This is a genomic window from Pseudomonas sp. A, from assembly GCF_056270345.1.
Map to the genome: position 1 here is coordinate 5,559,739 of NZ_CM149873.1, position 13,399 is coordinate 5,573,137.

Consider the following 13,399-nt stretch of genomic DNA (forward strand, 5'->3'; position numbering starts at 1 on the left):
CAGCGGGTTGATGAGACTTTACTATCTGCAAACGAGCCGACATCTTCAATCTTCCGGGGTTTTGGCAGCTGAGCTGGGTACGTCGGCGCTTGGCGTGGTCGCGAAAATGCTGACTAGAAAATTTCTAACGAAGTACGTATTCTCCCATTGCTCGCTCTGGGATTTTGTTGGCGTTCTGCCTCCCCTCGGAGACACCTGATAGCCCGCCTTCCAAGGCGGGCGTTTCTTTCCTTCATCTTCAGACGAGCTTTCTCGTCAGTAGCCACCAGATGCCCCCTCGAACCTATCACAAGGTTCGCTTCTCACCATGATGGCAACTGTAAGCCGTCATGAAATGTGGTAGCTCCTCATCTGTGCTAAGCCTACGATGCGCCTAGTCTCTAGCAGCAGTCACGCCGCTTAGCTCCCCCCGAATTTTCTGAAAAAGACAATCCACATCTGAACGTTCTTCTCTCATAGCGTAGGTCGCAACGAGGAGCGTGAGCGGGTGCAGGTCTAAGGCTCCTGCCAATTGCTCGATTTTTTCGAGCGTCGGGCTCTTGAGACCCCGCTCCAGCGTGCTGAGATAGGTGCGGCTACTCACGGCGGAGAAGTCCTCTTGAGTGAAATTTTTGCTGGTCCGGGCCTGTTTGAGCGCTAAGCCAAACGCAATGTTGAGTTCCAATTTGCTGCTTCCGCAAAAGGAACGATGAAGCGCTATCGCGCCCTATAGGGCTACAATCTATAGTGTTCATTTTTGAGAGGCTGTCATGTTCACGACTTACCCTAGCGCTGAGATCACCTTTGAAAGGCCTGATCTGACCGACCCGCGAGCAACCCAGAAAGTCTGGAGCTTCGTAGAGCAGGAGCTACTGTTGCCTTGGTTCTACATCCAAGTGGTGCGAAGGTCGGGGGGAGAGGATTACGCGAGCATGATCATGCTGTACCACGCTCATGAGCTCAAACAGTGGATTGATAACCAGTCAAACCGGATGCGGGTAGAGCAGGTGCAGATGGTCACACCGCCTCATATAAATAGGCAATCGACTTGGCTAATGGAGCCTTTGACGATGGCAGGTATCGTAGAAGATCCTAAAGACTTTTCGCATTTCCTTATATATCAGGTGGAAAATGGCAGTATCTACTCACTGAGAGACACTTATGAAGCGGGCATAAATCCATTCGCCATATTATATTCAGCAGAGCGAGATCTTCGGTAATCAGAACCTATTCAAGTAGTGACTGTCCGAATTTAAACTAGGCGCGGGCATATGATTAATAACCTAAAAATGAAAGCGAACGAAACAGCGCTGAGCTATAAACCCACTGACTACCTATCTCCTAATATCATAAAACAGAATAATTCTCTGTCTGTTTACAAAGCGGTGGTGGAGGGTTTCGCGCTAAAGGATGTTGAAGCCATGATTTCAACATCCCAGCTTTATACATCCGCCCGAATCTTAGAAAAAATATTTGGCGGGACAAAAAAAGGATGCCAGAGGGCTCTGCAAGAAAATGTAAGGCTCAGTGCTCAAAAGAGCGCAGTGGCATTTCAATATGCGAAGGGTTTAGAGCTTGCCATTAAAGTGTTTGGAGACCGGCAACTCGCCGATCAATGGCTTGGTCGTCCCTGTAAATACTTGGACGGCATAATACCCCTTGAAGCATTAGAAAATCCTATCGGGTACATCGCTATTGAAGCTTACTTGGAGAGCGTAATGTATGGAGTATACCTATAACGTGTAATGCTGAATTCGAGCCACCACATATTGGCTAAGGATACAATTCGTAGATTCTGACGCCGGGGGGCTACAGGAGTTCTAGACCTGTGCGCCGACTGAGCCTATGTATTACATATGTCACCCAGAGCGTCGCCAGATGCCTCCTAGCGTGCGGGAGTTGGTCGATGTGTTAGGTGCATAAGCTGAATCTTTGAGCGGCGCATCTTAAGCTAGGCCTAGGTTGATGATCTACGGCAGTCTGGACCTGGCTGACCTCTACAGGTCACGGTCATTCTGTATACGCTCAGTCTTCAAGTCGTTACACGTCAATTACCGCGGCGATGTCCTCGCGGGGAATGGTTTGTCCGGTGCCTTTGAAGGTGTGAGTGAGGTGACATTCTCCGTCATCCGAAAGCAGGTAGGCCCAAAGTGACGCACAATAGTCCTCAATGTTCGTCGTTTTCCCTTTGAACTTAACTACGACAGGCTTCAGTCGCTCTTCGATGATACCGCGAAGGTCGACAAATCCGCCACTTCCGCAAAAGCTGCTAGACCATAGATCTTGTACTGCCTCTGGTACACGGTATCGGATGCCGTCTTCATTGGTGCTTGCAGCAGTGAAGGTGTTCCACGCGTAAGGACCAGTGTTGTCAGCTGTAGACCCTTCATAATCGCTGCGAAGCTTCACGATACCCTCAGCCCGCTGTTTTGCAGTAGATCGCTTTTCGGGTGGTAACCACTCCATGATCTTGTCCAAGAAGCGCCCCACGCCTTGGGAGGAACCTAATAACCCCTCGGCAAACCACGAATCGCATCCCGCATAACTCGTCGAGTGGTAGTAATACGCGTGAGTGATGTCATCGCGCGGGTAGGCTTTTAGCAGGTGCCAAACAACCCTATGGAACTGCGGTCGTTTAATTTCAGAATACACCTCTGCGATTTCCAGCACTTCCGGGGCTAGAAGCACTCGCTTGATCCCATCGGTGGACACCGCGTAGATCTCAGCAAGAGAGTTAATGGCGTCATCTCTGTTGTCACAGCTCGGGATAAAACTCATCACAGATTCCCAGCCTTACCTTTGCGATAGGCCCGTGAGGATATCAGGTTTGATCCCTACGGATAAGTCCAGTCAAACCAACCTCAAACATCGAGCCGTCTTCCACCTCGTACTCCATGAAACCACCATTGGCCTGACTAAGCCAGCGCAGCGGGCGCTTCTAAGCACACCGTCAGGGGACAATTCCCGGTGTCAGCTGACCATCTGCGCCCTTAAGGTCTGAGCTGTAGTCGGTGGACGTCGCTTTCTTGAAGAAGTAGCCTCTTATACCGCGAACTACAACGGGGGACGCAAATGTGATCGACGATCCACTACCACAAGACTGGCGGGACCTTCAAAGTGGCGTGCAACGAATTTTCCGCAATGTTGGCTTAGCTGCAGAGGTTGAGGTGGATCTCGATACGCCGCGGGGATCCGTAAATGTGGATGTGCTGGCAGTGGACGTTCGAAGCGTCGACAAGATCAAGTACATTGTGGAATGCAAGAATTGGGGAAGCGCCATTCCCCAGGCCGTGGTGCACTCCTTCACTACTGTAATGCATGAAACGGGGGCGAACATCGGCTTCATCATCTCGAAGCATGGTCTCCAACAGGGCGCCCATCGCTACACGCAAAATACCAATATCGTCGGTCTGACTTACCTTGAGTTCCAGCAGCGTTATTTTGAGGCGTGGTGGATCCGTTATTTCTGCCCACTCATCGGCGATACGGCTGATACACCCCTACAGTATGTAGAGCCGTGCAATGGCGTTCGAGATCGCGCTTATGATGCCTTGAGCCCGGAACAGAAGGAAAAGTTTGATTTCCTGTACGCGCTGCATGCTGTCCCAGTGATGTCATTGTCAATGTTCAATCATCGAGCCATGTCGCCAGTTTTGGGGGCAAACGTCTTACTCGGCTTGCCTAAAGATTTGGACGACTTTAAGAGCAGGGTGCTGACGCTGATTGCTCCTCACGTTGAGTGGCATTGCGATACATTTCGCGGCCTTCTAGACGTTATCCTCAACTATCTCAAAGACGTGGAAACCGCCTTCGACGAGGTTTTTGGAGGACCGATTTTTGAGCCAAGAGCGCCCATTATCGGTGTAACACTCGCTGGGCCGCCCTTGGAGAGGGGTAGTTGACGCTCCATTCCCCAAGCATCGCGCATACACCTCTCAATCAGGTGCGCAACTAGTCGCCATTCGGCATAAACGTCACTAACACAACCGCCTGTCGCACCGATGTCGCAAGCCGGAAAAGGTTAAATCTCATAAAATTCTGATTAATAAGTACTTTTGGCTATTTAACCGTTAATGACGATCCGGAATTGATGGAAGAGTCCAACCTGTCCACCGGCGGCCACGTGCTGTTCGCCCATTACCAGCAGGGCATGACCGAGTACCTGGCCATCGCCCTGCTGCACCACAGCGAAGGCGTGGCGGTGAACGCCGAACTCGACGTCACCCCGTCGCGCCACCTGGACCTGGGCCAGCTGCACCTCGCGGCGCGGGTCAACCTGTCCGAGTGGAAGAACAACCAGAACTCCAAGCAGTACATCTCGTTCATCAAGGGCAAGAACGGCAAGAAGGTTTCGGATTATTTCCGTGATTTCATCGGCTGCCAGGAAGGCGTCGACGGCCCGGGCGAGACCCGCACCCTGCTCAAGGCCTTCAGCGATTTCGTCGAGAAGGAAGACCTGCCGGAAGAGTCCGCCCGGGAGAAGACCCAGACCCTGGTCGACTACGCCACCACCCAGACCAAGCTGGGCGAGCCGGTGACGCTGGAAGAGCTCTCCAGCCTGATCGACGAGGATCGGCCCGAGGCGTTCTACGACCATATCCGCAACAGCGACTACGGGCTGTCGCCGGAGATCCCGGCCGACAAACGTACCCTCAACCAGTTCCGCCGCTTTACCGGGCGTGCCGAGGGGTTGTCGATCAGTTTCGAGGCGCATTTGCTGGGCTCGAAGGTGGAGTATGACGAAGAAGCGGGGACGCTGGTGATCAAGGGCTTGCCGACGCAACTGATCGACCAGTTGAAGCGACGCAAGGACTGAAATCGCCGGGGGCGCGTTGCGCCCCTTTCGCGGCACAAGGCCGCTCCTACAGGAATCGCGCTCCCTTTGTAGGAGAGCCCGCTCCCACAGGTTCACCTGTGCCTTGGAGCCAGCGCTGTACCTGTGGGAGCGGGTTTACCCGCGAAGAGGCCCGCACAGGAACCGACCATTTCAGGACGAACAACCATGACCACAGCCGACACCCACACCACCGTCGGCTAGACCACTACCCCCGACACCGGCATAGGACGCCACCAACGCCTCCTTCGCCGCCTTGCGCAGCTTCTTCACCAACCGCTCCTGGCGCAAGGCCTCGCCCTTGTCCGGCCACTGCTCCACATACACCAGCGCCTGCGCCGGGCTGGTCTTGAAATAGCGCGCGCCCTGCCCTTTCTGGTGCTTGATGAAACGCCGCTGCGGATCGTCGCTGATACCGCAGTACAACGAGCCATTGGCGGCACGCACCAGGTAGACGTACCAGGGTTTGCAGTCGGGGGAAGGCGCTGTTTCGCTCACGGCTCGGTTCGGTGCAACGGAAGAAGGCCGCCAGCTTAACGCCTCAGCGCGCCTGCTGGAATGCGCGAAGCCCCTTGAACGCCTGCTGGCGCACCTTGTTCTGCAGCATCGGCGTCCAGCCCAGCAGCACGCCCGGCATGCCCAGCGCCTGACGCGCCCAGCGCCACAGGTCGAAGGTATCGTCGTGCTGGCAGATCAGCCCGTCGCGGATCACGAAGCACGCCTGGATATCGTTGACCACCACCCGCCCGGTCTGGCTGAACAGGTAGGTCGCCACCCAGTGCGCGCCATCGCTGCGCACGTCGTCGAAAGTCAGGGTGAAGTCCTTGGCGCGGGCGGTGAGCATCCGCCACATGTCACCCGCGTCACGCCCGCGCAGGGTGCCGAAGACCGGGTCGCTGAAGACGATGTCCTCGCTGTAGCAGGCCACCATGGCCTCGGCGTCCAAACGCTGGAAGGCCTGGTAGAAACGGGTGATCAGGGCGCTGTTGGCATCACTCATGGACTGTTCCTGCGCAAGGTGCGAAACCCGCAAGATACTGCCTGGATGCCAGCAACACCATGCCCATTCGCGTCGTGAATGACGATCGCGGGTCAAGTCAGCGCCTTAAACGTGCTCGCTGCTGACCTGCACATGCAGCGCCCGCCCGGCGCCGAGACCGAACAGGATCGCCCCGACGCCCAGCACCGCGAAGATCCAGCCCACCGCGCTCCAGCCTCCGGTCAGATCATGCACCAGGCCAACCGCGAACGGCCCCATGGAGGCCAGCGTGTAGCCCACACCCTGAGCCATGCTCGACAGGTTCGCCGCCACATGGGCGTCCTTGGAGCGCAGCACGATCAGGGTCAGTGCCAGGGAGAAGGTACCGCCCTGCCCCAGGCCGAGCAGGATCGCCCAGCCCCACAGCCCCTCGATCGGCGCATACAGGCAACCGAACAACCCGCCCAGGGTCACCAGCATCACCACCACGATGGCCAGGCGCTGGTCCTTGCCGCGCGTGGCCAGCCAGGGCGCGCTCAGGGAACTGATCAGTTGCACGATCACCGAACCGGACAGCACCAGCCCCGCCTCGGTCGGGCTCAGCCCGCGGCCGATCAGGATCGAAGGCAACCAGCCGAACACGATGTAGGCCAGCGACGACTGCAGGCCCATGTACAGGGTCACCTGCCAGGCCAGCGGGTCGCGCCACAGGCCACGTACCCGGTAGGCCACCTTGTGCATGCCATGGCCCTGACGGGACTGGGGCAGCCAGACCAGCATCGCCAGCAAGGCAGGCAGCAGCCAGAAACCCAGCCCCAGCGCCCAGCTGTCATCGAAGTGCCGGGTCAAGGGCACCGTGGCCCCGGCGGCCATCGCGGCGCCCAGGCACAGCGCCATGGTGTAGACGCCGGTCAGGGTACCGGCGTGCTGGGGGAAGTCGCGCTTGACGATACCTGGCAGCAGCACGCCGATGATGCCGATGCTCGCCCCCGCCATCAGGCTGCCGAGGAACACGCCAGTGGCGCCCAGTGTGCTGCGCACCAGGATGCCCAGCGCCAGGGTCAGCAGAATGCCGAAGATCACCCGCTCGCTACCGAAGCGTCGCGCCAGGATCGGCGCCAGTGGCGCGAACAGCCCAAGGCACAGCACCGGCAAGGTGGTCAGCAGGCCGGCTTGCGATGCGCTGAGCCCCAGCCCTTCAGAGACCTGGCCGAGCACCGGCGACATGCTCGACAGCGCCGGGCGCAGGTTCAGCGCCACCAGCACCAGGCCCAGCAGCAACAGCCAGGGCCTGCGCAGCACCACGGGCTGTTGCTGGACCTGCTCGTCGTCGGCTTCGGCATCGATCAGCAGTTCTTCGAGCTCCGCCTCGCGGGGAGCGGTGTTGCGGGTCAGTTGTTCGGCCATGGCCTTCTCGTTATCAGGATTCGATGAGGGTCCGGCTCAGGTGCTTGGCCCGCTCCGGATCACGTTGTTCGAGGGCGTCGAGGATCTGCCCGTGCAGGTCGAACACGGCCTGGCAACGGGGGACGGTGGTCATGTTGTGCTGCAGGGCGGCGCGGACCACGCTGGAGAAGTAGCGGTACAGCTCGCTCAGGGCGGGGTTGTGGGCGGCGTCCACCAGGCGCTGGTGGAACACCAGGTCGCATTCGACGTAGGCGTCGACGTCGCCATGGAAGTGCTCCGCGCTGTGCTGCAGGGCCTCGCGCAGGGCCTGCAGGTCGGCGTCGGTGCGGCGCACGGCGGCCAGGCCAATGGCTTCTGCTTCGAGGATATGGCGGGTTTCGCGGGCGTGTTCGACTGCGCAGCGGGACATGACCTGCACGGCCTGCAAGGGGTCGACGGCGGTACGCAGGTAGCTGCCGTCGCCCTGGCGGATTTCTACCAGGCCGCTGAAGGACAGGACGCGCATGGCCTCGCGGACGGTGTTGCGGCTGATGCCCAGGTCGCTGGCCAGCTCCGGTTCGGTGGGCAGGCGTTGGCCTATGGACCAGGTGCCCTTGGCGATGCGGTCGCGGAGCTGGTCTACGGCTTGTTCTACCAGGGAGCGTTTGATGAGCGGGGTCACGGGGTGGGTATGTCCAGTCATCGGATGAATTTTCTTGGGGTTGGACGATAGCGGTTGGTGGGGGATTGGGCAAGGGTTCGGGTTCGGGTTCGGGTTCGGGGATGATTGTTTTTATTTTTTTATGCGCATTCATTGGCGATGGTGACGCATAGTCACCTTTCCGCCCTTACGGCGGGTCCCTTTTTGAAGGATCAAAAAGGAACCAAAAAATCCTCGCTCCATTCATCCGGCCCCTACGCTTCGCTTCGGGGTTCCCTCGCTCCGTTCTTGCTCCCGGGAGGACCGCGCTGAACGCCCCATCCTGGGGCGCAGCGCTTGACGGCCATCCATGGCCGTCACCTCCCTCCGCAAGAACTCCGCTCGGCCTCCTGAAGTCGCAATTGGTGTTGCCTGAGCTACCGCGCACTTAGAAGCAAGAGCAAGAGCAAGAGCAAGAGCAAGAGCAAGAAATGCGAAGTTAGTTGTTTTACAGTTAGTTATGTATTGGCTGTTCCGGCCCATTCGCGGGGCAAGCCCGCTCCTACAGGGATTTATATAACGGCGACTGTCGTGTAGGAGCGGGCTTGCCCCGCGATGCGATCGAGAGATTAATTAAACTTTCAACTAGCGACAGCTGCGCCACCCCAGGCGCCGCCCGTAACTTGCGCGACTTCAGGAGGCCGAACGCAGGACTTGCGGAGGGAGGTGACGGGCATGGATGCCCGTCAAGCGCTGGGGCCCAGGATGGGCCCTGCAGCGCGGTCCTCCCGGGAGCAAGGCCGGAGTGAGGGAACCCGGAGCGAAGCGTAGGGCCGGATGAATGGAGCGCAGCGGCTTTGGTTACTTTGGCCGCGGACGGCGAGTTAAGACCAAAGTAACCCGCCGTAAGGGCGGAAAGGTGAATAAGCGTCGACATCACAAATGAATACGCATACAACTTCCAAAACCACCCAACAACAACAACAACAACAACAACAACAACAACAAGGGGCAAATCAGAAGTCAGAACAACCACTTCCAATCCGCCCCCAGCCAAACCCCTGAAATCAATTCAAAGCATCAAGCAAAGCCTCGTTCATCTCCGGCGTCCCAATGGTAATCCTCAGGAACTGCGCAATCCGCTCCTGCTTGAAGTGCCGAACAATCACCCCCTGCTCACGCAACCGCGCCGCGATCCCCGCAGCATCCTCCCCGGGATGCCGGGCAAAGATGAAGTTCGCCGCCGAAGGCAACACCTCGAACCCACGCGCCACCAATTCGGCAACCAGCACCTCTCGGCTATCGATAACCTTGCGACAGGTCTCATCGAAATACGCACGGTCATCAAACGCCGCCGCCGCCCCGACAATCGCCATGCGATCCAATGGGTAGGAGTTGAAACTGTTCTTGATCCGCTCCAACGCCTCGATCAGATCAGGATGCCCCACCGCCAGGCCAACCCTGAGCCCCGCCAGCGAACGCGACTTGGACAAGGTCTGGGTCACCAGCAGGTTGTCATAGCGATCGACCAGGCTGATGGCCGTCTCGCCACCGAAATCGATGTAGGCCTCATCGACCACCACCACCGAATCCCGGTTGGCCTGCAGCAGCTGCTCGACCGCCTCAAGCGGCAACAGGCAACCGGTCGGCGCATTGGGGTTGGGGAAGATGACCCCGGCATTGGGCTTGCTGTAGTCCGAAACCCGGATCTGGAACTGCTCATCCAGCGCCACCTGCTCGAACGCGATACCGTACAGGCCGCAATACACCGGGTAGAAGCTGTAGCTCACGTCCGGGAACAGCAGCGGCCCACAGTCATGCTGGAACAGGCCGTGGAAGATGTGCGCCAGCACCTCGTCCGAGCCGTTGCCAACGAACACCTGCGCCGGCGTCACAGCGTAATACTCGGCCACCGCCTGCTTGAGCCGGTCACCGTTCGGGTCCGGATACAGGCGCAGGTTATCGTTGAGCTCACCGCGCATGGCCTCCAGCGCCTTGGGCGACGGGCCATAGGGGTTCTCGTTGGTGTTCAGCTTGACCAGCCGCGCAAGCTTGGGCTGCTCGCCCGGCACGTAAGGCACCAGGTCCTTGACGAAGGGACTCCAGAATCGACTCATGCTCAGTTCCCCTTCTCGTTGAGGATGCGGTATTCGGCGCTGCGCGCGTGAGCGGTCAGCGATTCGCCCCGGGCCAGCACGGAAGCGGTGTGACCCAGCTCGGACGCGCCCTGCTCGGAGCAGAAGATGATCGACGAACGCTTCTGGAAGTCATACACGCCCAACGGCGAAGAGAAGCGCGCGGTGCCGGAAGTCGGCAGCACGTGGTTGGGACCGGCGCAGTAGTCGCCCAGCGCCTCGCTGGTGTGGCGGCCCATGAAGATCGCGCCGGCGTGACGGATCTGCGGCAACCAGGCCTGCGGGTCGGCCACCGACAGCTCCAGGTGCTCCGGTGCGATACGGTTGGCCACCTCGATGGCCTGCTGCATGTCACGCACCTGGATCAGCGCGCCACGGCCATTGATCGACTTCTCGATCATCTCGGCACGCTCCATGGTCGGCAGCAGCTTGTCGATGCTGGCGGCCACACGGTCAAGGAACTCGGCATCCGGGCTGACCAGGATGGCCTGGGCGTCCTCGTCGTGCTCGGCCTGGGAGAACAGGTCCATGGCGATCCAGTCCGGATCGGTCTGGCCGTCGCAGACCACCAGGATCTCCGACGGACCGGCGATCATGTCGATGCCGACCTGGCCGAATACATGACGCTTGGCGGTGGCCACGTAGATGTTGCCCGGGCCGACGATCTTGTCCACCTGCGGCACGCTTTCGGTGCCATAGGCCAGGGCCGCGACTGCCTGGGCGCCACCGACGGTGAATACCCGGTCGACCCCGGCGATGCAGGCCGCGGCCAGCACCAGCTCGTTGACCTCGCCACGCGGGGTCGGCACGACCATTACCACCTCGGCCACACCAGCCACCTTGGCCGGAATCGCGTTCATCAGCACCGACGACGGGTACGATGCCTTGCCGCCCGGCACGTACAGGCCGGCGCGGTCCAGCGGGGTGACCTTCTGGCCAAGCACGGTGCCATCAGCCTCGGTGTACTGCCAGGAGTCCTGTTTCTGCCGTTCGTGGTAGATGCGCACACGGTTGGCGGCTTTTTCCAGGGCCTCGCGCTGCACAGGGGTGATGCGGGTCAGGGCCAGTTCCAGGCGCGCGCGATCCAGGATCAGATCATGGATCGATGTGGCATCGACACCGTCGAAGCGTTGGGTGAACTCCACCAGCGCCGCATCGCCACGCTCGCGCACGGCCTTGATGATGTCGAGCACGCGCTGGTTGACCGCGTCATCGGACACGCTTTCCCAGCTCAGCAGATGATCCAGATGTCGGGCGAAATCCTGGTCAGCGGCGTTGAGACGGGCAATTGCAGTGGACACGGTCATGGCGAGGGCCTCGTTATTAGCGGATGTTCAGGCGCCCTAAAGCTACCACTCCATCCGCGCGGGCACCCGAGAAAATTGGCTATGACGCGGATAGACGGGCGCGACAGCGGAGGTCGCGCGCAGAGGTCAGCCGCGGTGTCGCGATTCGACGGCGTTGCGCAGGGTGTCGATCAGGCTCTGGATACGGGCGTGCTGCATTTTCATGGAGGCCTTGTTGACCACCAGGCGCGAGCTGATCGTGGCGATCAGTTCCTGGGGTTCGAGGCCGTTGGCGCGCAGGGTGTTGCCGGTGTCGACCACGTCGATGATCTTGTCGGCGAGGTTGATCAGCGGGGCCAGCTCCATGGAACCGTACAGCTTGATGATGTCGACCTGACGACCCTGTTCGGCGTAATAGCGCTTGGCTACGTTGACGAACTTGGTGGCCACGCGCAGGCGGCCCTTGGGCTCGGGCGCGCCGGTTACGCCGGCGGTCATCAGCTTGCATTGGGCGATCTGCAGGTCCAGGGGCTCGTACAGGCCCTGGCCGCCGTATTCCATCAGCACGTCCTTGCCGGCCACTCCGAGGTCGGCGGCGCCATGCTCGACATAGGTCGGCACGTCGGTGGCACGCACGATGAGCAGGCGGACATCATCCTGGGTGGTCGGGATGATCAGCTTGCGACTCTTGTCCGGATTCTCGGTCGGCACGATGCCGGCTTCGGCCAGCAGTGGCAGGGTATCGTCGAGAATACGGCCTTTGGATAGCGCGATGGTCAACATTGGAACGTCGGTCCTTAAGCGTCTACTGCCGGCCGGGCCCGTGAGCCCGACCGCATACGATTCGGCTGGCGCGTCCCTGCGCCGTGATGACTGCTAGCCCGGTACGCGACGGATCTTCGCGCCCAGCATCTGCAGTTTTTCCTCGATGCACTCGTAGCCACGGTCAATGTGGTAGATGCGATCGATCAGGGTATCGCCTTCGGCGACCAGCGCCGACAGAACCAGGCTGGCGGAAGCGCGCAGGTCGGTGGCCATTACCGGAGCACCTTTGAGCGCCTTGACGCCAGTGACGATGGCGGTGTTGCCCTCGACCTGGATCTGTGCGCCCATGCGGTGCATCTCGTAGACGTGCATGAAGCGGTTTTCGAAGATGGTCTCGATCACTGCGCCCGTGCCTTCGGCGATGGCGTTGAGCGAGATGAACTGCGCCTGCATGTCGGTCGGGAACGCCGGGTACGGGGCGGTACGCAGGTTCACGGCCTTCGGACGCTTGCCGTGCATGTCCAGCTCGATCCAGTCTTCACCGGTGGTGATGTCGGCGCCGGCTTCCTTGAGCTTCTCGAGGACGGCTTCGAGGATGGTCGGATCGGTGTCCTTGACCTTGACGCGGCCACCGGTCACGGCAGCGGCGACCAGGTAGGTGCCGGTCTCGATACGGTCGGGCATGACGCGATAGGTGGTCGGCTGCAGACGCTCGACGCCATCGATGGTGATGGTGTCGGTGCCGGCGCCCTGGATCTTCGCGCCCATGGCGATCAGGAAGTTGGCCAGGTCGACCACCTCCGGCTCGCGGGCGGCGTTCTGCAGCACGCTGCGGCCCTTGGCCAGGGCGGCGGCCATCATGATGTTCTCGGTACCGGTCACGCTGACGGTATCAAAGAAGAAGTGCGCGCCGCGCAGGCCGCCTTCGGGCGCCTTGGCCTTGATGTAGCCGCCTTCGACGTCGATTTTTGCACCCATGGCCTCCAGGCCGCGGATGTGCAGGTCGACTGGACGCGAACCGATGGCACAACCGCCCGGCAGGGCCACTTCGGCCTCACCGAAACGGGCGACCATTGGGCCGAGCACCAGGATCGAGGCGCGCATGGTCTTGACCAGCTCGTAGGGGGCGACCAGGGTCTTGATGGTGCGCGGATCGATTTCCACCGAGAGCTTCTCGTCGATCACAGGCTCGATGCCCATGCGACCGAACAGCTCGATCATGGTGGTGATGTCGTGCAGGTGCGGCAGGTTGCCGACCGTGACCGGACCATCGCACAGCAGGGTGGCCGAGAGAATCGGCAGCGCCGAGTTCTTCGCGCCGGAAATGCGGATCTCGCCGTCGAGGCACGCGCCGCCAGTAATAATCAGTTTGTCCATACGTATCTCGCCGCCAAG

At 60.0% G+C, this 13,399-nt stretch carries 13 protein-coding genes and 1 pseudogene; 4 read left to right on the top strand and 10 right to left on the bottom strand.

Annotated elements, in window-relative coordinates; genetic code table 11:
• Positions 1 to 373 precede the first annotated feature (373 nt).
• Positions 374 to 664: a helix-turn-helix domain-containing protein gene (locus AC0MAZ_RS24755; protein WP_023629123.1), complete on the bottom strand. Its 291-nt coding sequence runs from the start codon at positions 662 to 664 to the stop codon at positions 374 to 376.
• Between the two features lie 247 nt (positions 665 to 911).
• Between AC0MAZ_RS24755 and AC0MAZ_RS24760 the strand changes: the two genes are divergently transcribed.
• Together AC0MAZ_RS24760 and AC0MAZ_RS24765 are read left to right on the top strand one after the other, a co-directional pair.
• The gene (locus tag AC0MAZ_RS24760) at positions 912 to 1,199 is read left to right on the top strand and encodes a polysaccharide deacetylase family protein (protein ID WP_193385807.1); all 288 of its coding nucleotides are present in this window, start codon (positions 912 to 914) and stop codon (positions 1,197 to 1,199) included.
• Between the two features lie 51 nt (positions 1,200 to 1,250).
• A complete protein-coding gene (locus AC0MAZ_RS24765) occupies positions 1,251 to 1,718 on the top strand; it encodes an antitoxin Xre/MbcA/ParS toxin-binding domain-containing protein (RefSeq protein ID WP_475859532.1) in 468 nt (155 codons plus the stop codon).
• 301 nt (positions 1,719 to 2,019) lie between these two features.
• Here the strand turns inward: AC0MAZ_RS24765 and AC0MAZ_RS24770 are convergent, their stop codons facing one another.
• Positions 2,020 to 2,757 (bottom strand): hypothetical protein, encoded by a 738-nt coding sequence (locus tag AC0MAZ_RS24770; protein WP_475859534.1) that lies wholly within the window; start codon positions 2,755 to 2,757, stop codon positions 2,020 to 2,022.
• Positions 2,758 to 3,053: 296 nt separating this feature from the next.
• Here AC0MAZ_RS24770 and AC0MAZ_RS24775 point away from each other — a divergent pair, with 296 nt between their 5' ends.
• Together AC0MAZ_RS24775 and yejK are read left to right on the top strand one after the other, a co-directional pair.
• Entirely contained in the window at positions 3,054 to 3,881 is an 828-nt protein-coding gene (locus AC0MAZ_RS24775) for a restriction endonuclease (protein ID WP_023629126.1), read from the top strand.
• A 182-nt stretch (positions 3,882 to 4,063) separates the two neighbouring features.
• A pseudogene (gene yejK / locus AC0MAZ_RS24780) lies at positions 4,064 to 4,795 on the top strand (nucleoid-associated protein YejK); the annotation flags it as partial.
• Between the two features lie 171 nt (positions 4,796 to 4,966).
• On the opposite strand, the gene AC0MAZ_RS24785 reads toward yejK, so the two are convergent.
• The 8 genes from AC0MAZ_RS24785 to murA all read right to left on the bottom strand — a co-directional run bounded on the left by AC0MAZ_RS24785 (position 4,967) and on the right by murA (position 13,381).
• On the bottom strand, positions 4,967 to 5,311 hold the full coding sequence (locus AC0MAZ_RS24785) for a GIY-YIG nuclease family protein (protein ID WP_475859535.1): 345 nt from the start codon (positions 5,309 to 5,311) through the stop codon (positions 4,967 to 4,969).
• Between the two features lie 43 nt (positions 5,312 to 5,354).
• Positions 5,355 to 5,813 (bottom strand): nuclear transport factor 2 family protein, encoded by a 459-nt coding sequence (locus tag AC0MAZ_RS24790; RefSeq protein WP_475859537.1) that lies wholly within the window; start codon positions 5,811 to 5,813, stop codon positions 5,355 to 5,357.
• A gap of 105 nt (positions 5,814 to 5,918) precedes the next feature.
• Positions 5,919 to 7,199 (bottom strand): CynX/NimT family MFS transporter, encoded by a 1,281-nt coding sequence (locus AC0MAZ_RS24795; RefSeq protein WP_267813139.1) that lies wholly within the window; start codon positions 7,197 to 7,199, stop codon positions 5,919 to 5,921.
• Between the two features lie 13 nt (positions 7,200 to 7,212).
• A complete protein-coding gene (locus tag AC0MAZ_RS24800; RefSeq protein WP_475859539.1) occupies positions 7,213 to 7,881 on the bottom strand; it encodes a FadR/GntR family transcriptional regulator in 669 nt (222 codons plus the stop codon).
• A gap of 1,004 nt (positions 7,882 to 8,885) precedes the next feature.
• Complete coding sequence (gene hisC / locus AC0MAZ_RS24805) at positions 8,886 to 9,935, bottom strand: histidinol-phosphate transaminase (protein WP_475859541.1); 1,050 nt, start codon at positions 9,933 to 9,935, stop codon at positions 8,886 to 8,888.
• Positions 9,936 to 9,937: 2 nt separating this feature from the next.
• Positions 9,938 to 11,260, bottom strand: a complete 1,323-nt coding sequence (hisD, locus tag AC0MAZ_RS24810; protein WP_475859543.1) for a histidinol dehydrogenase — start codon at positions 11,258 to 11,260, stop codon at positions 9,938 to 9,940.
• 126 nt (positions 11,261 to 11,386) lie between these two features.
• On the bottom strand, positions 11,387 to 12,022 hold the full coding sequence (gene hisG, locus AC0MAZ_RS24815) for an ATP phosphoribosyltransferase (RefSeq protein ID WP_011532429.1): 636 nt from the start codon (positions 12,020 to 12,022) through the stop codon (positions 11,387 to 11,389).
• A gap of 93 nt (positions 12,023 to 12,115) precedes the next feature.
• Positions 12,116 to 13,381: a UDP-N-acetylglucosamine 1-carboxyvinyltransferase gene (murA, locus tag AC0MAZ_RS24820; protein ID WP_475859544.1), complete on the bottom strand. Its 1,266-nt coding sequence runs from the start codon at positions 13,379 to 13,381 to the stop codon at positions 12,116 to 12,118.
• Between the last annotated feature and the right edge of the window lie 18 nt (positions 13,382 to 13,399).